The following is a 17,787-nucleotide window of genomic DNA, read 5'->3' as shown; positions in this document are numbered from 1 at the left end:
GCCGCGCCCCGTTTTTCAATCCGCCGAGATGGGGGAACCCTAACCCGGCAGGGCAGCCTGATCAAAGCCCGAAGATTGGGGCGCGGGGTGGCAAATGGGGGCTCTGCCCCCGGCCTTTGGCCTCCCCCGGGATATTTTTGAACAGAAGAAGGATTGGACGGGATCAATCCAGACGATCACGGCTGAAGAGATAGGGCAGCATGCCAGCCAGCGTCAGCGCAGCAAAGACCGCAAAGACCGGGGCATAGCTTTCGGCGATTGTGCCGGTTTGAGTTGCGATCTCCTGCACCCGGCCCGTCACCACCTGAGACAGGCCCACCCCGGCAATGCCAAACAGGTTCAGCAAGCTCACCCCCCGCCCGGCCAGATGCGGCGGCACGTAACTGCGCCCATGGGCGAGGATTATCGGAAAGGCCATGCCGAAAAAGCCAACAACACAGAACAGGGCCACCGACAGTACCATCGTCGGCTGTGGCCAAAGCCAAAGCGTCACGGTCCCGCACAGCCCGAGGGCGCTGCCCGCGAGCACCACCCATTTCCGGCTGCCCAGCCAGCGGTCCAACGGACCATAGGCAAAAGTGCCGGCAATCATCGCAACCCCCATGATCAGCGTGGCAAAGCCAATCGCCCCCGCCGTCAAGCCATGAACATCCCGCAAATACGGACCAATCCACAGGGCGCGCAGCCCCCCGGCGGCGGCATAATTGACGAACATCATCGGAAAGATCAGCCAAAGGGCCGGGATGCGCAGCAGATCCAGCACCGACCCTTTTTTGGTGGTTTCCACCCGGGGTGGGTCCTGGACAGTGAAATGCAATCCCACCGCAATGGCCCCCGCCAGGGCCGCAAGCGCCCAGAGGGTTTCCCGCCAACCGATGGCTTCGACCAGCAGCGTCAGCGGCACGGTGCCCGCCAGATTGCCCAGGGTGCCCACCCCCAAGACCAGGGCCGCAAGCGACGCAAAGATCTCTGGCCGGTAATTGCGCGCAAAGATGTAGTAAGACGCCATCAACACCGGGGAGCACCCCATGCCGATCAATCCCATGGACAACATCACATGCAGCGGCGTTTGGGCCAGCGCAAAGGCCGCCGCGCCACCAGCCCCGCCGATCAGAAACAAGACCGCCGATGTCCGCCGGGGACCGAACCGGTCCAGAGCGGCCCCAACCGGGATCTGCATCGCCGCGAAGACCAAAAACCAGATGCCCGACGCCGTCGCGAGATCATCCGGCCGCGCCCCGATGTCGCGTTCCAGCACATCGGCCATCACCGCCAGAAACGACCGAAAAAACTGGCTGAAGACATAACTCAGCGTCAACAGGATCAAACCGGTATTCATGACACATCCCCCAATTCCGGTGATGCATTACATGGTGTTGGACCCGTGGCAAGCCGCCGCGTGCCGTGCTGCGGCCTGTCCGGCCCAGCGGCCACTCGCCAAACAGGCGGTCAAGAGATAGCCGCCTGTCGGTGCCTCCCAGTCCAGCATTTCGCCGGCCACAAACACCCCCGGCCTTGCGCGCAATTCCAACGCCGGTGACAAAGCGTCAAAGGTCACGCCGCCGCCGGTCGAGATCGCCTCGTCCATCGGGCGCGGCCCGGCGTGGGTGACCGGCAAGGATTTGAGAAGCCTGGCCAAAGCCGCTGGATCAGCGGGCAAGGGGCGGGCAAATTCCATCAGCAGCGCCTGTTGAACACCATCGAGGCGCGCGGCCTTGCGGCGGAAATTGGCGGCTGACATCTTGCCGCGCGGTCTGGCCAACCGATCGGCCAGCACATCCTGCGCCACATCCGGCGCCAGATCGACCGTCAGGCGCGCGCCATCGCGCACTGCGGCGGCGACGGTATAAATCCCGCCGCCCTCCAACCCGCGTTGGGAAATCACCGCTTCGCCCCGGCTGACACACGCACCGGCATGCCAGGCCACGCCCTTGACCGGCATGCCGAACCGGGTGGCCATATGCGGCGACCAATCCACGCTCAACCCCATGTTGGCAGGTTTGAACGGCGCGACGCTCACCCCCTCGGCCTGTAGCATCCCGGCCCAGGAACCATCCGATCCCAGCCGCGCCCAACTCGCCCCGCCCAGCGCAAGGACGGTGACATCGGCCGTAACCTCGACCCGTCCTTCGGGTGTTTCGAACAGCGCCACCGCGCCGTCCCAGCCCAGCCAATGCCAACGCGTGCGGCGGTCTACCCCCATGTCCTGGAGGCGCGCCAACCAGCTGCGCAGCAAAGGCGAGGCTTTCATGACCTGCGGAAACACCCGACCGGTTGGCCCGGTGAACAGCGTCTGCTCCAGTCCTTTGGCCCAAGCCATCACATCAGACGGGCCAAATTCATCCAGCATCGGGCGCAGCGCCGCGGCCCCTGTGCCATAGGCTGCAAGAAACGCCGCAAACGGCTGATCACGGGTCAAATTCAACCCGGACTTGCCCGCCATCAGGAATTTGCGCCCCAGTGACGGTTTGGCCTCTGCCAATAGAACGCCAATCCCCGCCTCGGCCAGCATCTCTGCTGCCATCAATCCGGCGGGGCCGCCGCCAATCACCAGCGCCGGAACTCTCATACCTTTCGGGTCACGGCCTTGGGCTTCTTGGGCCTGGCGCGTTCGGGTTTGGCGGCTGGCGCCAAGGCGCCCAAATCCCCCTTCACCTCGATCACACGATGCGGATAGGGAATTTCAATTCCGTTGTCCTTCAACGCGTTCCAAATCAGGAACAGCACATCGCTGGTGAATTTGTTCGGCCCGTCGTCCAGCCCGTTGACCCAGAATTCCACTGCAAAATCAATGCCACTATCGCCAAACCCACGCAATTCGCAATCCGCCGGATAGGGCTCATCCAACACGCGGGGGTGGGTCGATACGGCCTTTTCAATAATATCAGGCACCAGATTGATATCGGTATCATAGCTGACGGAAAACGGCGCCTCATAGCGGTTTGCGCTGCCCTGATCGGAATAATTCACCACGCGGGTGACAATGAAATCCTCGTTTGGAACAACAATCCAGCGGCCATCAAAGCTTTCCAGAATGGCGGCGCGGGCGGTCATCTTGATGATGGTGCCAGCCTCACCACCGTCCAGTTCGACGTAATCGCCCACGGTCGCCTGCCCTTCGAGCAGAAGGATCACGCCAGATATGAAATTCGACGCAATCTTTTGCAGACCGAACCCGATCCCGACGCCCAGCGCCCCCGTCAGTACCGCAAGCGAGGTCAGCGGAATGCCCATGATATTCATGAAGACAAGGAACGCGACGCCGAAAATTGCGATTTCCGCGGCCTTTTCAGCCAACTGCCGGGTGGCGGGGCGCATGTCCTCTTGTTTGTGGATCAGAGCCGCCGATTGATCTTTGGACCAGCGGCCGAACCAGAAAATGATGCCGCCCACGATGACAAATTGCACCAGCGACAACACCGAAAACGACAGATTGCCCAGGGGCACGACGGTATCCGCCAGCTTGGCCTGCACCAGATCCAGCAAACCCAGCACATAAAGCCCGGCAACCGGCACCAATACATATTTGCCCAGCATCTTGAACAGCGGATCCGCAATGATGTCACGCACCAGAGTGCGCACCGCCAGGAACAGGAACAGACGCTTGCCAAAGGCGATGACCGCACCGCTGTCAAAGATCGACCGCACCACGCTTTCGCCAATCCCGGTGAACCCATAGGCCAGAAGCGGCAGCAAAAGCGGCAGGAATTGCAGAACAAAAAGCCGCGCCTTGGTCAAAAAGCCCAAATGGCCTTCGGGTGGAGTCAACCAGCGCTGCAACAGCGGCTGCAACTTCTTGTTGGCATAGCGGGCCGCAAACCAGGCCACCAAAAGCAAGGCAAATTGCGACCAGGCCTCTGGGCTCAACAGCCAGGACATCGCCAGATCCCACCCCTGAAGCGCATAGCCCGCAGCCTGCTGCACTATCTCCGGCTGATTTGCGAGATCAAATTCCATTCACCAACTCCACGTCCCTAGGCCCCAGCCACAGATATTGCTCTGTGATGCCCCGCCCCGTTCACGGAAGCAAGTGATCCAGCCCTGCAAATGCGCGCAGCGCGGCGGTAACGGCAAACCGCACCCGATCAGGTCCCGATCCGGCTTTCTTCTTGGGGTAAATATCCCGGGGGTTTGGGGGCTGGCCCCCAACTAACCCTGCCGTTTGGGGGCTGGCCCCCAATTTACCCGGCTGCTTGGGCTTGGGGGACGATCCCGCCCCCGGGATCATGGCGTGGGCCGCAACCAGTTACACCCCGGCACAGATCCGCTTTATGCCTGTGGCAATTTCGGGTTTGGCGGCCAGGGTGTCGGCGGCCAGGCTCCGCACCTCATCCATCAAACTCTCGGGCGCGACGATGCGATCCACCAGCCCGATGGCCAGCGCCTCATCAGACGAAACCCTGGCCCCGCCCATCAGGATCAGCTTGGCCCGCGACGGCCCGACCAATGCCGCCAAACGGCCCGGATCCGACGGTTGCGGCAGATAGCCCAGTTTCATCACCGGGTAAAAGAACCGCGCGCCGGGCACGGCAATCCGCAGATCACAGGCCAGCGCCATGCCAAAACTGCCCCCCGCCAGGGTGCCGTTCAACGCCGCAATCGTCAGCCCCGGCAATGCCGCAACCGCGCCGGACAGACGTTCCCAGACATCGGACACCGCCAGCCCGGCCTTGGCCGCGTCAAGGTCCGCCCCGGCGGAAAACACCTTGCCCGCGCCCGTCAGGACAAACACCTTCGCCTCAGCCGCGCTTTCGGCGATTTTGACCAGATCCTCCAACATCTCGGGTGTCAGTGAATTGGCCTTGTCGGGCCGGTTGATCGTCACCAGCCAGAAACCACCGTCGCGCGTGACCTCGATCACGCAATCAGCCCCAACTGACGCCGCCAAGCTTCGTCCCGCAGCTTCAACTCATCCCCAAGATGCGCATCCGCTTCGGGAAGGCACATCCAAAGCAAAGCCTTGGCCACCCATTCCGGCGGGATATGATCGGACCAGTCCAATTCGCTGACCGCATTGATCCCGCTTGTCTTGATGTCGCGCTGCATCTGCGTCGCCACCGTACCCGGGGACAGCCCCATGGCGCGAATGCCGTGATCGCGGCCTTCCATATCGGCGCTGCGGGTCAACATCGCCGCCCCGGCCTTGGACGCGCAATAGTGGCTCCACCCCTCCATCGGGGCATGCGCCGCACCGGACGACACCGTCAGGATCGTACCGCCGCCCGCCGCGACCATCACCGGCATCGCCGCGCGCATACCGTGGTAGACCCCCTTCAGGTTGATGTCGATCGCGTGGCTCCAGCCCTCTGGATCGGACTCGGCCAGCAGCGAAATCGGTTCGATCACCCCGGCGTTGCCGATCAGCACATCCAACCGGCCAAAGGTTTCCACCGCCGCACGCACTGCGGCCTCGACCTCCCAGTAGCGGCTGACATCACAGGGCACGGCCAGGGCATCGGGGCCAATTTCCCCCGCCAGATCAGCAACGCTTTCCTCGCTCCGCGCGACCAGAACTACCTTTGCCCCGGCACCCGCAAATTCGCGTGCGGCGGCGGCACCGATGCCCCGGCTTGCTCCGGTGATCATCACGCATTTCCCACTCATCACTTGCGTCATATCGAACCTCTTGCCAAATCTCGTTTGACACTTACCTAGCCCCAAGGGTGGAACAGGTCCAGCAACGTCCGGCCGCGCGGGAAAACGCCGACACCCCAACAAAGGTAAGGAATGCCCCCCTTGACCAATAAATCCACGCAAGTGAAGTTGCGGCAGTCATTCACATGAAAGGTCCATTGATTATGTCATCTTGGAAAAAACTAACCGGAACAACGGCACTGGCCACTTTGGCCCTGGTGCAGTCCGCCGCCGCAGATGTGACCCCTGATCAGGTTTGGGCCGATCTCAAAGGCTATATGGAAGGCTACGGTTATACCGTGACCGCCACCGAAAACACGTCGGGCGACACGCTGACCCTGTCAGAAATCGTGATGTCGATCCCCATTCCAGAGGCGAACACATCCGCCACTGTCAAGATGCCGGAAATCACCCTGACCCAGGATGGCGGCGCGGTCGATGTGGCCTGGCCTGCGGATATGAATGTGGTGCTGGATGTCGACAATTACGCCGACCCGGTGACCGCCACAATCCGCTATGAAACCGACGGTCTGGACATGAAAGTGTCCGGTGCCCCCAATGACACGACCTGGGTCTATTCCGCGACCTCGACCAAGGTGTCTTTGGCCGAATTGATTGCCGATGGTGACAATGTCCCGGCCGAGGTGTTCCGCGGCGCGCTGGTCCTGACCGGGCTGAGCGGGCAATCGGCGATCAAAACCGACGAGATGCGCGACATCGCCCAAACCATGTCTATTGATAGCGTGAGCTATGATTTTGCCGGACGCGACCCCGACAATGCCGAAAACACAATGCTGTTCAAGGGCGGGCTGGAAGGCCTGAGCTATGGCAGCACAGGCAAATTGCCGCTGGAAATTGATCCCGAAGATCCCACAGCGCTGTTGCAGGTCATGGATATCGACGGTGAATTTTCTTACGACAGCGGCAATACGCAGTTCAACTTTGTCGAACACGGCGACGCGGTCAACTTTGCCTCATCTTCGGCGGGCGGCGTGTTCAACATGGCAATGACGCCACAGGCTTGGTCCTATGACTTCCTGGTCGATGATTATGACGTGCAGATGCAGGGCGGCGACATCCCCTTCCCCATCGCGTTGAAGGCTGACGAACTGGGCGGCAACATTGCCCTGCCCGTTTCCAAAAGCGACGAACCCGCAGATGTGGCCGCAGGCATCACCCTCGGCAACTTTGTGATGAATGATCTGATCTGGAACATCTTTGATTCCGGCGCACAATTGCCGCGTGATCCCGCCACCATCAAGATCGACCTGACCGGCAAGGCGCGGATGTTGTTTGACCTGTTTGACCCTGAACAAGCCGAAGAAATGGCCATGTCGGACATGCCGGCCGAATTGCACGAGCTGACGCTGAATTCCTTGGTGATTGACGCGGTTGGCGCGGTTCTGACCGGATCGGGGGCCTTCACCTTTGATAATTCCGATCTGCAAACCTTTGGTGGCATGCCGCGCCCGCTGGGCGAGGTGAATGCAGAGCTGACCGGCGCAAATGCGTTGATCGACAAGCTGGTCGCCATGGGCATCGTTCCTGAGGAGCAGGCCATGGGCGCACGGATGATGATGGGCATGTTTGCGGTGACTGCCGGGGATGACGTGTTGAAGTCCAAAATCGAAGTGAACGAACAGGGCCATGTCCTGGCCAATGGTCAGCGCATTCAATAAGCGCGCCCCATTTTCGACACCAACATTCAGGGCGCGCCGCAAGGTGCGCCCTTTTTTCGGGGTCCGCCAAGTTTTGAAACGCGCGCTTAGGTCCCGACCGGCACGCCGCTCAGATATCCGGTGACCGAACGATCGACCCGCGCCATCAGCGCATCGGCGTCGGCCTCGCCTGCGGCAATCGCCGCGCTGCTCATGCCATCCCCAATCGCCAGCACATCCCGCGCCACGGTTTCGGGGTCGTCGACGTAATGTTCCGCCAAAACCGCCACGATCAGCGCCTGTTCCCGGGTTTTTTGTTGCCGCAACGCCGGATCGGGCGGCAATTCCGCTTCGGCCCGCTCCAGCGCCGCAGCCAGAGCCGGGCGATCAAACCCATGCCGCAGGCGCACTGCCGTCATGGCGCGAATGATCTCGGCCAGCCCCGCGCCCTCCTGCGCTTGCGCGACCCTGTCCATATCATCAAACACCGCCTGCCGCCGGTCGCCGATCAAGGCGACAACGATGGACTGCTTGTTGGGAAAGTATTGATAAAGCGAGCCTATCGACACCCCGGCCTTTTGCGCCACGTGATTGGTGTTCAATCCGCGCTGGCCGGATTTGGCCAGAATCTCTGCGGCGGCGCGCAATATCGCATCACAGGTCTTGCGGCTGCGGGCCTGGCGCGGGGTCTTGCGGGGGTCCAGTTGTGGATCTTGCATCCATGGAATCCTAACGGCCGACCCGGCGCTGTGCAATACGCTGTTGACCCCCACACCCCCCGCCCCGGTCAATCTCGGCCCTTGCCACTGCGGCGCGCTGCGCCATTGTGGTCACGACATAATCCAAGGGGGGCGCCCAATGGCCAAACACCATGATTTCACCACCGCCATTTCCTGGACCGGCAACCGCGGCAGCGGCACCAGCGCTTACCGCGCCTATGACCGCACCTGGGACATCGCCGCGCCGGGCAAACCGGTGGTGCATTGTTCCAACGACCCGATGCTGGGCGGCGATCCGACCCTGATGAACCCGGAAGATTTGATGCTGTCCGCGCTCTCGGCCTGTCACATGCTGTGGTATCTGCACCTGGCATCCGAGGCCGGGATCGCGGTTCAGGCCTATACCGACACGCCAATCGGACAGGGGGAAAGCACGCCCGACGGCGCCGGTCGTTTTGTTCGGGCCACCCTGCACCCCCGGATCGAGGTACCGATCGGCACAGATCTGGCCCGGGCCGAGGCGATCCATCATGAGATCCACAAGGTCTGTTTCATTGCCCGTTCGGTGAATTTCCCGGTCGATTACGCCCCGCAATTCATCGAAGTCTGACCCCGGGACGTGAAATCAGTTGCAGGCCGGCCTCTGGCATGGCCTTGCACAGGCGGTCGCGGCACTTTACCTCTGCCGTCCAAGGAGACTGACATGCCGCAATCGTTGCAAGACCTGACCGAGGCGCTGCTTGCCGCCGCACGCGCCGCCGGCGCCGACACCGCTGATGCCATCGCCATGACCGGCACCTCGCTGAATGTCGACGTGCGCAGCGGCGCATTGGAACAGGCCGAACGGGCCGAAGGCACCGATATCGGCCTGCGGGTTCTGCTGGGGCAGCGACAGGCCAATGTCTCGTCCTCGGACACCCGGCCGGAAACCCTGGCCGCGATGGCGGAACGGGCGGTCGCCATGGCGCGTGAAGCGCCGGAAGACCCCTATATCGGGCTGGCCGATCCCGCCCAATTGGCACACTCCACCGATGCCGGGGCGCTGGAATTACATGACCCTGCAGCAGAACCCGATCCGGCGATGCTGCAAGCGCGTGCCGAAGAAGCCGAAGCGGCGGCCATGGCGGTTGCCGGCGTGACACAGGTGCAATCCGCCTCTGCCGCCTATTCCGCCACTGCGGTGCATCTGGCCGCCAGCAACGGATTTTCCGCCGGGTATCGCCGCAACGGATCCTCCCTGTCTTGTGTTGCCATCGCGGGCGAAGGCCTCACGATGGAGCGTGATTACGACGGCGACAGCCGGACCTTTGCCGCCGACCTGCGCGCCGCAGAGGATATTGGCCGCAACGCCGGACAGCGCGCGGTTGAACGGATGGCCCCGCGCAAACCACCCACCGGCAACTATCCGGTGCTGTTTGACGAACGCATTTCGGCCTCGATCATCGGCCATTTGATGTCTGCGGTGTCCGGCAGTGCGGTTGCACGTGGCGCATCCTTCCTGCGCGACGCGTTGGGCACACAGGTGCTGCCCGACACGCTGAGCCTGATCGAAGACCCGCACCGCCCCCGCGCCACCGCATCACGCCCGTTTGATGCCGAAGGTCTGGCCACCCAGCGCCGCGCAATCATCGACAAAGGCGTGTTGACCGGCTGGACGCTGGATCTTGGCAATGCCCGCAAGCTGGGGATGCAAAGCACCGCCAATGCAGCGCGCGGCACCTCTGGTCCGCCGCATCCGACAAACTGGAACCTGGCACTGACCCAAGGCACGCAAAGCCGCGCCGATCTGATTGCCGATATGGGCACCGGGTTGATTGTCACCTCACTGATCGGGTCGACCATCAACCCCAACACCGGCGATTATTCCCGTGGCGCCTCTGGTGTCTGGGTCGAAAACGGCCAGATCACCCATGCGGTGAACGAGGTGACGATTGCCAGCAATCTGCGCGACATGTTCGCCCGCCTGATCCCCGCCAATGATGCTCGCCCGCATCTGTCGCGGGTGGTGCCGTCCCTTTTGATCGAAGGCATGACACTTGCCGGGGCCTGAACGTCAGGAAACCGACCTCGCCCTTCTGTTGCGCGCCGCCCGCGCCGCAGGCGAGGTTGCGCTGACCTTCACCGGTCCCGAGGCGCGGGTCTGGGACAAGCCCGGCCTTGGTCCCGTCACCGAAGCCGATTTTGCGGTCAACGATGTGTTGCATGATATCCTGCGCAGCGCGCGGCCCGGTTATGGCTGGCTGAGCGAGGAAACCCCGGACGACAAATCCCGGCTGAATTGTGACGATGTGTTCATCATTGATCCGATCGACGGCACCCGCAGCTTTATCGAAGGCTCTGGCACCTGGGCGCATTCCATTGCGATTGCCCACCACGGAAAGGTGACCGCCGCAGTGATCCATCTGCCCGCGCGCGACCGGATCTTTGCCGCCGAGCAAGGTGGCGGGGCAACCCTGAACGGCAGCCCGATCCACACCGGCCAACGCAGCGCATTGACCGGCGCCCATATGATGGCGCCCAAACCCAATTTTGAACCCCGTCACTGGAAGGTCGCCCCGCCAGAGGTGCGCCGCGCCTTTCGTCCGTCGCTGGCCTATCGCATGGCGCTGATTGCTCAGGGGCGGTTTGACGCCATGCTGACCCTGCGCGCAACCTGGCATTGGGATATCGCGGCGGGCACATTGATTGCCGAAGAAGCCGGGGCCAAGGCCACCGCCGCCGATGGCAGTGAATTGGTGTTCAACACCGACACCCCGCAAAGCCCCGGCGTGCTGACCGCCAACCCCACGTTGCATGCGGCGGTGCGGGCAGAATTAGCCTAGGCCAATAACGCCGACCTCACATCAAAACCGGAACAGCCATGATTGTGACGGGATGATCCCGGTGGAAACCGCAGGCACACGCCAGGGTCAGGGCCCTAGTCACCAATCAACCGCGGATATTCGATTTTCGGGCATCGGTTCATGATCACGTCCACCCCGCGGCTTTGCAGCGTTGCAGCGGCGGCAGCATGCTCTACCCCGATCTGCATCCAGAAGGTTTTCAGGTTCGGCAGATGCGCCAAAGCCGCATCGGCAATCGCTGGCACGGCATCAGACCGGCGAAAGACGTCGACCATATCGACCTCTTTTGGCACCTGAGACAGATCGCTGCGGATCTCTTCGCCAAACAATTCCCGACCGGCATGTCCGGGATTGACCGGGATCACCCGATACCCCTTGAGCGCCAGATAGCGCGCCACATAATGGCTGGGCCGCTCCGGGTTGAGCGACACCCCCACCACGGCAATCACGCGGGTGCGTTCCAATATGTGTTTCAGATCGTCGTCAGCATAGGTCATGGGCATACTTCTATATCGACCGGGGCACAGAAAAAAGCGCCCAGCTAAATAACTGGGCGCAAGTGCGGAACGAGGGACAGTGAGGTCTCGCAAGGGTTCCGGCCTTGCGTCTCATGATGAACACGTAAGACACAGTTGAAAAAAGAAAAGAAAAGCTCACCGACTTGTGAGTTTCCCGCGATCAGAGGTTACGGCGCATCACGGCAGAGGTCATTTCGCGCGACGCCGCCATCAGACGGGCGAAATTGCCTTCGGCGCGGTCAAGATGATCCTGCAACGTCGGGTGCAGCCGTTCCGACGGGTCGGTCATCCGCCGTCGCCCGGTGCGAAACACAAACAGCTTGCTCCAGCCCCGCCACCCCCCGGCCGAGGGCGCATTGGGATCGGTCGGGAACCGGGCGCGCCAGCCATCAGGCAGCATCAGGCCGCAGCCCTCGGCCTTGCCCAGCATCCAGACCAGCGGGATATTGGACAGAGGCCGGGCGGCTTCGAACCCGCCAAGCTGGCCGCCGATGTCGCCGTGACTGCCGCGAAACCAGATCTGTTCAACCCCACCGGTCCAGCCTTCTGGCACGGTCCACAACACCGGCGCATAGGCCGCACGACGCTCATCATACGCCAGCGCATGAAAGCCATGCCGCACCGTCGCGCCAAGATGATGGTTGTGGAACGCGTGGCGATCCCCCGACATCCGCCAGAACACCGGAAAGCGCAGGCCCAGCGCCTTGACCGTGTCAAAGACCCCAACCATTTCGATCGGCGCGGTGTCGTGACAATAGGCGGCGCGAAATGCCCGGGCGGTGTCGCTTTCAGGGGCGGTTTCATAGTGGCGCCAGGCCTGGGATACATTGCGTTCCAACGCATGACGCGCGGTGACCAGCCCGACCCGGTCAATCAGCCCGGCCAGCGACCGCACCGCATAGGCCCCCCGCGAATACCCGATCAAAAAGATCCGGTCGCCGGGGCGATAGCGCGACGCAAGATAGCCATAGGCCCGCCGGATCTGGCGGTTGATCCCCTTGCCGGTCATCACGGCATAGGCCGCGCGCCAGTCGGGGAATTGCACGCCGGGTTCATAATACAGCGACAGATCACCCGGCGCATCACAGAGCAGCTTGTAAATCAGGCCGATATTGGTTTCCTGCCCGTCACGCAGCGACGACATCGTGCCATCCAGCAGGATCACATGGGTCCGCTGGCCACGGCGCGGTCCGGTCCGGGTCTGCTTGAACCGAAGCTTGCGCGCCAGCCAGCCAGCGACCTGTTTATGCAGCCGTCTCAGACGCATCCTTTAGCATACTCCACACACGCATCGGCGTGAACGGCATGTCTGCCTGTCGCACACCACGGTCCCAAAGCGCATCCTGCACCGCATTGCCCATCGCGGCCATCGCGCCCACTGTTCCGGCTTCGCCACAGCCCTTCATCCCCATGGGATTGGCGGTCGAGGGCACCGGTTCCGTATCAAACCCAATCATGGGAAGATTATCCGCACGCGGCATGCCGTAATCCATGAACGTTGCCGTGAGCAACTGGCCCTCTTCATCGAAAACCACCCGTTCGGTGATCGCCTGACCGATGCCCTGGGCCACACCGCCATGCACTTGGCCCTCTGCCAGCATCGGGTTGATCAGATTGCCGAAATCATCGACCACCGTATATCTGTCGACCGAAATCGCACCGGTTTCGGGATCGACCTCGACCTCGGCCACATGGGCGCCATTGGGATAGGACCGCCCCGGCAGTTTCGAACGCGCCGCATGGGTCAAAAGATCCTCGCGCCCGGCCTCCCGCGCCAATGCGGCGGCCTCCAGCAGGGTGGGTGTCATATTCGACCCCTCAGCCCGAAAGGTTTCGTCATCGAAGGTCACTTTGCTCTCCTCGACGCCCATGGTATCCGCCAAAAACGGCGTGAATGCGGCCACGATATTGCTGACGGCGGTCAGCGTGACATTGGCCTGCGTCGTCACCGAACGTGACCCGCCGGTGCCGCCGCCCCGCGCAATCAGATCGCTGTCGCCCTGAATCACACGAATGCGGTCGGCGGGAATGCCGGTCTGATCGGACAGGAATTTGGCGTAAACCGTTTCATGTCCCTGGCCGTTGGATTGTGTGCCGACATACATCGAAACGCTGCCATCCTCTTCGAACGCGACTTTCACGTCTTCCGAAGGATCGCCCAGAATGCTTTCGATATAGTAACAAAGCCCCATACCCCGCAGTTTGCCTGCGGCTTCGGATTGCGCACGCCGCGCAAGGAAGCCTGCCCGGTCCGCGGTGGTTTCCACCCGCGACAGCACGCGATTGAAATCACCGACGTCGTATAATTCACCGGTCACCGACTGATAGGGGAACTTCTCGGGCGCAATGAAATTCTTGCGGCGCAGCTCCCAGCCGTCCACATTCAGTTCCCGCGCCGCCCGGTCCATCAACCGTTCCAGCACGTAGATCGCCTCTGGCCGGCCCGCGCCACGATAGGCATCGACCTGGGTGGTGTTGGTGTAATAGCCGCGCACCCCCATGAAGGCGGTCTGCACATCATAGACCCCCATCATGACCTTGGCGAAAAGCTCGGACTGGATTGGCTGGCCATAGCCGGAATTATACGCCCCGAGGTTGTTCCGGGTGTGGATGCGATAGGCCAAAATCCGGTGGTCGTCGTCAAAGGCCATCTCGGCCAGAGTGGTCAGATCCCGTCCGCCATTGTCGCTCAACATCGCTTCGGTCCGCTCTGACATCCAGCGCACCGGCCGGCCCAGGGCACGTGCGGCAAAGGCACAGACCACATGTTCGGGGTAATCCATGCCCTTCATGCCAAATCCGCCGCCGACATCCGGGTTGGTGATCCGCACCTGCTCCGGCGCCATCGCCATGGCCTTGGCGATCGAGGCCTTGGCGCCCCAGACCCCTTGTCCATTGATCGCCACATGCAGCCGCTCGCCCTCGACCTCGGCGTAACATCCGCGTGGCTCAAGCGAATTGACGATAATGCGGTTGTCGTCGATCTGTAGCGAGACCACTTTTGCCGCCGCATCAAAGGCCGCATTGGTCGCCGCTTCATCCCCGAGGCCATAATCATAGGCCAGATTGCCCGGGGCTTCGGGATGAATGTCATGCGCGCCTGTGTCCAGTGCCAGCGACACCGGAAGATCATCATAATCCAGCTCGATCAGCTCGGCGGCATCTTTGGCCTGTTGCAAGGTCTCGGCAAAGATCATTGCAATCGCTTCGCCGACAAACCGCAGCCGCCCCCGTGCCAGCACCGGACGTTCCGGGCTGGCGCCGCGCGTCCCGTCGCGGTTGGGCACAGTGGCCCCCGCCATGCCCACATGCACGCCGGCCGCCTCCAGATCATCCAGTGTCACCACCAGATGCACCCCGTCGGCCTCGCGCGCGTCGTCCACATTCAGCGTCGTGATCGCGCCATGTGCCACCGGCGAGCGAAATACAAACCCATGCAGCGCATTCTCGGGGGCGATATCATCAACATATCGACCCTGCCCTGTCAGAAACCGCGCATCCTCAACCCGTTTGACTGGTTGGCTCTTGCCGAACTTATCCATTTCCCGCTCCGTCGATGTTTGTCCCGACACTAGGGGTTTCCGCGCGACTGTCCAGCGGGCCGGGGGGCGAATTTCCAAAGCAGACCGCCGGTTGGCAACAGGAAAACACCCGCGCAAATTCGCCGCAATTGCGCGCGATGCAGGCCGCAATCCGACTGTACACACATTGAACCAACATGGGAGAGGAACAATGCAGACCACCGAGATCGACACGCTTCTGGCACTTCTGGAACAGGAACGCATCAAGGCGCTCAGCGCACGGGAATGGGAACATCGTCTGGCCGGCTATGGCTATGCCATCAAGCGCACCGACCATGGCGATATGGTCACCGCCCTGCCCCATGGGCGCGAAATCTGTGCTTTGCCCGCGCAATCGGCGGCCTGACCCAGACTTCGCAACCAGATTGAGCGGGGTGTTTAACGCCCCGGCAGCCCGTCACGCAGGCCAGCGGCTTTCCAATTCCCGATCAGATCCGCCGCCTCCTGCGCCGTTTCAACAAACCGGAAAAGCTCAAGATCTTCGGCAGCAATGGTGCCGGCATCGGCCAATGCGTCCCAATTGATGATCTTTTCCCAGAATTCGCGCCCGAACAACAGAAACGGCACGCGCTCCATGCGCCCGGTCTGAATCAGCGTCAGCGCCTCGAACATTTCATCCATCGTGCCGAACCCACCCGGGAACACACAGATCGCCTTGGCCCGCATCAGGAAATGCATCTTGCGAATGGCGAAATAGTGGAAATTGAAACACAGCCCCGGCGTTACATATTCGTTTGGCGCCTGCTCATGCGGCAAAACGATATTCAAGCCGATGGATTGGCCCCCGGCCTCCATCGCGCCGCGATTTCCCGCCTCCATCACACCCGGCCCGCCGCCGGTGACAACGACGTTTTCACGCCCGCCTGATTGCGCCGAAATCTCGGTCATGATCCGCGCGAAGTCCCGTGCTTCTTCATAAAACCGCGACAGATCCGCCAGCGTCTTGGTGCGGGCATTCTGCTTTTTCGCGGGTTCGGGAATGCGCGCACCGCCAAACAGGACGATGGTGCTTTCAACACCGGCCTCGGTCATCATCAGTTCCGGTTTCAGCAGCTCCAGCTGCAACCGGACCGGGCGCAATTCATCGCGGCACAGGAAATCATCATCCGCAAAGGCCAACCGATAGGCCGGCGCACGTGTCTGGGGCGTATCCGGAATATCCCCCGCCGTTTCCCGGTCTTCATGGGCGTCGCGAAACGGGCTGTGGCGCTGTTCGGTCATGTGCGTCTCCTGTAGCGATGCGTTGCAATCGCCGTTGTAAGATGTTCAAAAAACACCTGTTATTGCCTAAGGCGATTAAATGGTGCCAACCATCGGGATGCAATGCTGCTTCGGCAAAATAAGCTTGGGAGAAATCATGAACCGTTTGAAACTTACGTTGTCCGCTTTGATTTTCTGTCTGGCTTGGCCATTTTCGGCCCTCGCCGCCACATTTGAGGTCCGCGATGATCTTGCGCCGCGCCTCTCGCAACTGACCCCACTTTATTCTGCATATGTCGACCTGCCGGCGAACCGTGCAGACCTGCGCCGCCCGACGCGGCCCGTACGGTCCGACGCGCCTTGGGTGATCAAAATGTCAGGCGTGATTGAAAAAGGCGACACAGACAAGCTTTGGGCGCTGGTCGAACGGATGCATGACCAAAAAAAGGGCTGGGGTTGGAAATTGGTGCTGGAAAGCCCGGGCGGCAATTTCCTTGAAGGGATCGCATTGGGCAGAAGCCTGGGGGCGCGGCTTGGCTCGCAGGATCCGGATTTCGTTGGCGTTTATGTCCTTGCCGATACCGAATGCCTGTCTGCCTGTGCCTTGGCGTTTTCGCTGGCGTCCGAGCGGCGCACATTGGACGATTTTGACAGCTACCGCTTTATCGAGGTTGGCGGGCGCATCGGCTTTCACATGGGCGCATTGCCCGATGGCCAGGCGTTTCAACAGGCCCAGGTCAAGGCCGTGATGGATCTGACCTATGACATCATGGCCGCCTATATGACGATCGTGACCGGCGAGCTGAACAAACCAGAGCTGATTGCCGAGGCGCTGAAACACCGATCCGCCGACAGCTTCTTTTACGTCGGGGCCAGTGACCGCGCCTATGATCTGGGTTTTATACCCGTGTCCACCGATCCGCTGTCAGAGCCGCTGCACTCCGCCGCGCTCAGCATGGCGCAGGTCTATCAACTCTGCACCAAACTGCGCGATATTTCGCAGATCCCATTGACCACCGCCACTGAAATGGTTGGTGATCTGTTCCCAATTCCCAATGGCACCGTTTCCGATTTCTTCAAATCGCATCGCGGCACCGCGTTTCGCGGCAGTTTCCGGTCGGGCGAACATTGTCTGATGGCGCGCACCAGCGAGGGCAATCTCTTTCTTGATGTCACGCGCGATCCCCCCGAATGCATTGATAGCGAAAACGGATATGACGCATGGTGTGCCATTGACACCAGGGTCCAACGCCTCGCCACCAACGCCTTGCTGGCCGACATTAGCGCCTGCCACATGGGCCAGCTGCACCCCATGATCGATCCGGCATCAAATGTCCTGTCAAACGATGCGCCGTGGCGCCAAAGGTTTGGGCAGGCCGCGATCATGACATCGGTCAATATGCGCGCCACCCCGTCGCTCAAGGCAGCGCGACTTGGCGAAATCCCCGAAGGCACAAGGTTCCGGGTCCGCGGCTGTCAGGTGACAACGGACAATCAAGCGGTATGGCTAAAACTCGATCACGCTGGGCGGACCGGTTGGATCAGCGCGCGCTTTGCCAACATTTTTGCCGGCGCAAGGGTAAATAGTGACGACAGGTTCGACTAGGCCGCCTGTGCCGTGGTTGCCCCGCATC

16 protein-coding genes are annotated in these 17,787 nt (G+C 61.6%); 6 read left to right on the top strand and 10 right to left on the bottom strand.

The annotated features are described in order from the left end of the window. Positions 1 to 163: 163 nt before the first annotated feature. From Q4577_RS09655 to Q4577_RS09635, 5 genes are all read right to left on the bottom strand, one after another. Positions 164 to 1,339, bottom strand: a complete 1,176-nt coding sequence (locus tag Q4577_RS09655; RefSeq protein WP_303468372.1) for an MFS transporter — start codon at positions 1,337 to 1,339, stop codon at positions 164 to 166. A 27-nt stretch (positions 1,340 to 1,366) separates the two neighbouring features. After that, a complete protein-coding gene (locus tag Q4577_RS09650) occupies positions 1,367 to 2,569 on the bottom strand; it encodes a TIGR03862 family flavoprotein (protein WP_303468370.1) in 1,203 nt (400 codons plus the stop codon). Then, positions 2,566 to 3,957 (bottom strand): mechanosensitive ion channel family protein, encoded by a 1,392-nt coding sequence (locus tag Q4577_RS09645; protein ID WP_303468368.1) that lies wholly within the window; start codon positions 3,955 to 3,957, stop codon positions 2,566 to 2,568. Before Q4577_RS09645 ends, Q4577_RS09650 begins: the two co-directional genes overlap by 4 nt. A gap of 289 nt (positions 3,958 to 4,246) precedes the next feature. Further along, positions 4,247 to 4,861 carry an enoyl-CoA hydratase/isomerase family protein gene (locus tag Q4577_RS09640; protein ID WP_303468366.1) on the bottom strand — a complete coding sequence of 205 codons (615 nt, stop codon included), beginning with the start codon at positions 4,859 to 4,861 and terminating at the stop codon, positions 4,247 to 4,249. After that, on the bottom strand, positions 4,858 to 5,586 hold the full coding sequence (locus tag Q4577_RS09635; protein ID WP_303468364.1) for an SDR family oxidoreductase: 729 nt from the start codon (positions 5,584 to 5,586) through the stop codon (positions 4,858 to 4,860). The genes Q4577_RS09640 and Q4577_RS09635 overlap by 4 nt, the downstream gene beginning before the upstream one ends. A 212-nt stretch (positions 5,587 to 5,798) precedes the next feature. Here Q4577_RS09635 and Q4577_RS09630 point away from each other — a divergent pair, with 212 nt between their 5' ends. Beyond that, positions 5,799 to 7,313, top strand: coding sequence for a DUF2125 domain-containing protein (locus Q4577_RS09630; RefSeq protein WP_303468362.1), 1,515 nt, complete (start codon positions 5,799 to 5,801; stop codon positions 7,311 to 7,313). A gap of 86 nt (positions 7,314 to 7,399) precedes the next feature. Here Q4577_RS09630 and Q4577_RS09625 read toward each other — a convergent pair whose 3' ends face one another. Further along, on the bottom strand, positions 7,400 to 8,011 hold the full coding sequence (locus Q4577_RS09625; RefSeq protein ID WP_244687841.1) for a TetR/AcrR family transcriptional regulator: 612 nt from the start codon (positions 8,009 to 8,011) through the stop codon (positions 7,400 to 7,402). Positions 8,012 to 8,150: 139 nt separating this feature from the next. Here Q4577_RS09625 and Q4577_RS09620 point away from each other — a divergent pair, with 139 nt between their 5' ends. The 3 genes from Q4577_RS09620 (at position 8,151) to Q4577_RS09610 (ending at position 10,833) form a co-directional block, all read left to right on the top strand. Further along, on the top strand, positions 8,151 to 8,621 hold the full coding sequence (locus Q4577_RS09620) for an OsmC family protein (RefSeq protein WP_303468357.1): 471 nt from the start codon (positions 8,151 to 8,153) through the stop codon (positions 8,619 to 8,621). A 93-nt stretch (positions 8,622 to 8,714) separates the two neighbouring features. Then, entirely contained in the window at positions 8,715 to 10,061 is a 1,347-nt protein-coding gene (locus tag Q4577_RS09615; RefSeq protein WP_303468355.1) for a TldD/PmbA family protein, read from the top strand. Then, on the top strand, positions 10,048 to 10,833 hold the full coding sequence (locus Q4577_RS09610; RefSeq protein ID WP_244687834.1) for a 3'(2'),5'-bisphosphate nucleotidase CysQ: 786 nt from the start codon (positions 10,048 to 10,050) through the stop codon (positions 10,831 to 10,833). The genes Q4577_RS09615 and Q4577_RS09610 overlap by 14 nt, the downstream gene beginning before the upstream one ends. A gap of 95 nt (positions 10,834 to 10,928) precedes the next feature. Here Q4577_RS09610 and Q4577_RS09605 read toward each other — a convergent pair whose 3' ends face one another. The 3 genes from Q4577_RS09605 to Q4577_RS09595 form a co-directional block, all read right to left on the bottom strand. Beyond that, positions 10,929 to 11,351: a CoA-binding protein gene (locus Q4577_RS09605; protein ID WP_244687832.1), complete on the bottom strand. Its 423-nt coding sequence runs from the start codon at positions 11,349 to 11,351 to the stop codon at positions 10,929 to 10,931. A gap of 181 nt (positions 11,352 to 11,532) precedes the next feature. Then, the gene (locus tag Q4577_RS09600; RefSeq protein WP_303468353.1) at positions 11,533 to 12,639 is read right to left on the bottom strand and encodes a DUF2235 domain-containing protein; all 1,107 of its coding nucleotides are present in this window, start codon (positions 12,637 to 12,639) and stop codon (positions 11,533 to 11,535) included. After that, the gene (locus Q4577_RS09595) at positions 12,617 to 14,914 is read right to left on the bottom strand and encodes a xanthine dehydrogenase family protein molybdopterin-binding subunit (protein WP_303468352.1); all 2,298 of its coding nucleotides are present in this window, start codon (positions 14,912 to 14,914) and stop codon (positions 12,617 to 12,619) included. The genes Q4577_RS09600 and Q4577_RS09595 overlap by 23 nt, the downstream gene beginning before the upstream one ends. 190 nt (positions 14,915 to 15,104) lie before the next feature. On the opposite strand from Q4577_RS09595, the gene Q4577_RS09590 reads away from it, so the two are divergent. After that, the gene (locus Q4577_RS09590) at positions 15,105 to 15,299 is read left to right on the top strand and encodes a hypothetical protein (protein WP_244687825.1); all 195 of its coding nucleotides are present in this window, start codon (positions 15,105 to 15,107) and stop codon (positions 15,297 to 15,299) included. A 32-nt stretch (positions 15,300 to 15,331) separates the two neighbouring features. On the opposite strand, the gene Q4577_RS09585 is transcribed toward Q4577_RS09590, so the two are convergent. Then, positions 15,332 to 16,174, bottom strand: a complete 843-nt coding sequence (locus tag Q4577_RS09585) for a TIGR00730 family Rossman fold protein (RefSeq protein ID WP_303468349.1) — start codon at positions 16,172 to 16,174, stop codon at positions 15,332 to 15,334. A 136-nt stretch (positions 16,175 to 16,310) separates the two neighbouring features. Between Q4577_RS09585 and Q4577_RS09580 the strand changes: the two genes are divergently transcribed. Continuing rightward, entirely contained in the window at positions 16,311 to 17,759 is a 1,449-nt protein-coding gene (locus Q4577_RS09580; protein WP_303468348.1) for an SH3 domain-containing protein, read from the top strand. The last annotated feature ends 28 nt before the right edge of the window (positions 17,760 to 17,787 follow it).

The sequence above is a fragment of the Marinovum sp. 2_MG-2023 genome, assembly GCF_030548265.1.
GTDB lineage: Bacteria > Pseudomonadota > Alphaproteobacteria > Rhodobacterales > Rhodobacteraceae > Marinovum.
The sequence above is the reverse complement of the archived record's forward strand: the minus strand, read 5'-3'. Positions and strand labels throughout refer to the sequence as shown.

Excerpts from the sequence above, each read along its gene's own strand:
- Q4577_RS09655 (WP_303468372.1), bottom strand. The coding sequence starts at position 1,339 with ATGAATACCGGTTTGATCCTGTTGACGCTGAGTTATGTCTTCAGCCAG.
- Q4577_RS09650 (WP_303468370.1), bottom strand. The coding sequence starts at position 2,569 with ATGAGAGTTCCGGCGCTGGTGATTGGCGGCGGCCCCGCCGGATTGATG.
- Q4577_RS09645 (WP_303468368.1), bottom strand. The coding sequence starts at position 3,957 with ATGGAATTTGATCTCGCAAATCAGCCGGAGATAGTGCAGCAGGCTGCG.
- Q4577_RS09635 (WP_303468364.1), bottom strand. The coding sequence starts at position 5,586 with ATGATCACCGGAGCAAGCCGGGGCATCGGTGCCGCCGCCGCACGCGAA.
- Q4577_RS09630 (WP_303468362.1), top strand. The coding sequence starts at position 5,799 with ATGTCATCTTGGAAAAAACTAACCGGAACAACGGCACTGGCCACTTTG.
- Q4577_RS09625 (WP_244687841.1), bottom strand. The coding sequence starts at position 8,011 with ATGCAAGATCCACAACTGGACCCCCGCAAGACCCCGCGCCAGGCCCGC.
- Q4577_RS09620 (WP_303468357.1), top strand. The coding sequence starts at position 8,151 with ATGGCCAAACACCATGATTTCACCACCGCCATTTCCTGGACCGGCAAC.
- Q4577_RS09615 (WP_303468355.1), top strand. The coding sequence starts at position 8,715 with ATGCCGCAATCGTTGCAAGACCTGACCGAGGCGCTGCTTGCCGCCGCA.
- Q4577_RS09605 (WP_244687832.1), bottom strand. The coding sequence starts at position 11,351 with ATGACCTATGCTGACGACGATCTGAAACACATATTGGAACGCACCCGC.
- Q4577_RS09600 (WP_303468353.1), bottom strand. The coding sequence starts at position 12,639 with ATGCGTCTGAGACGGCTGCATAAACAGGTCGCTGGCTGGCTGGCGCGC.
- Q4577_RS09595 (WP_303468352.1), bottom strand. The coding sequence starts at position 14,914 with ATGGATAAGTTCGGCAAGAGCCAACCAGTCAAACGGGTTGAGGATGCG.
- Q4577_RS09590 (WP_244687825.1), top strand. The coding sequence starts at position 15,105 with ATGCAGACCACCGAGATCGACACGCTTCTGGCACTTCTGGAACAGGAA.
- Q4577_RS09585 (WP_303468349.1), bottom strand. The coding sequence starts at position 16,174 with ATGACCGAACAGCGCCACAGCCCGTTTCGCGACGCCCATGAAGACCGG.
- Q4577_RS09580 (WP_303468348.1), top strand. The coding sequence starts at position 16,311 with ATGAACCGTTTGAAACTTACGTTGTCCGCTTTGATTTTCTGTCTGGCT.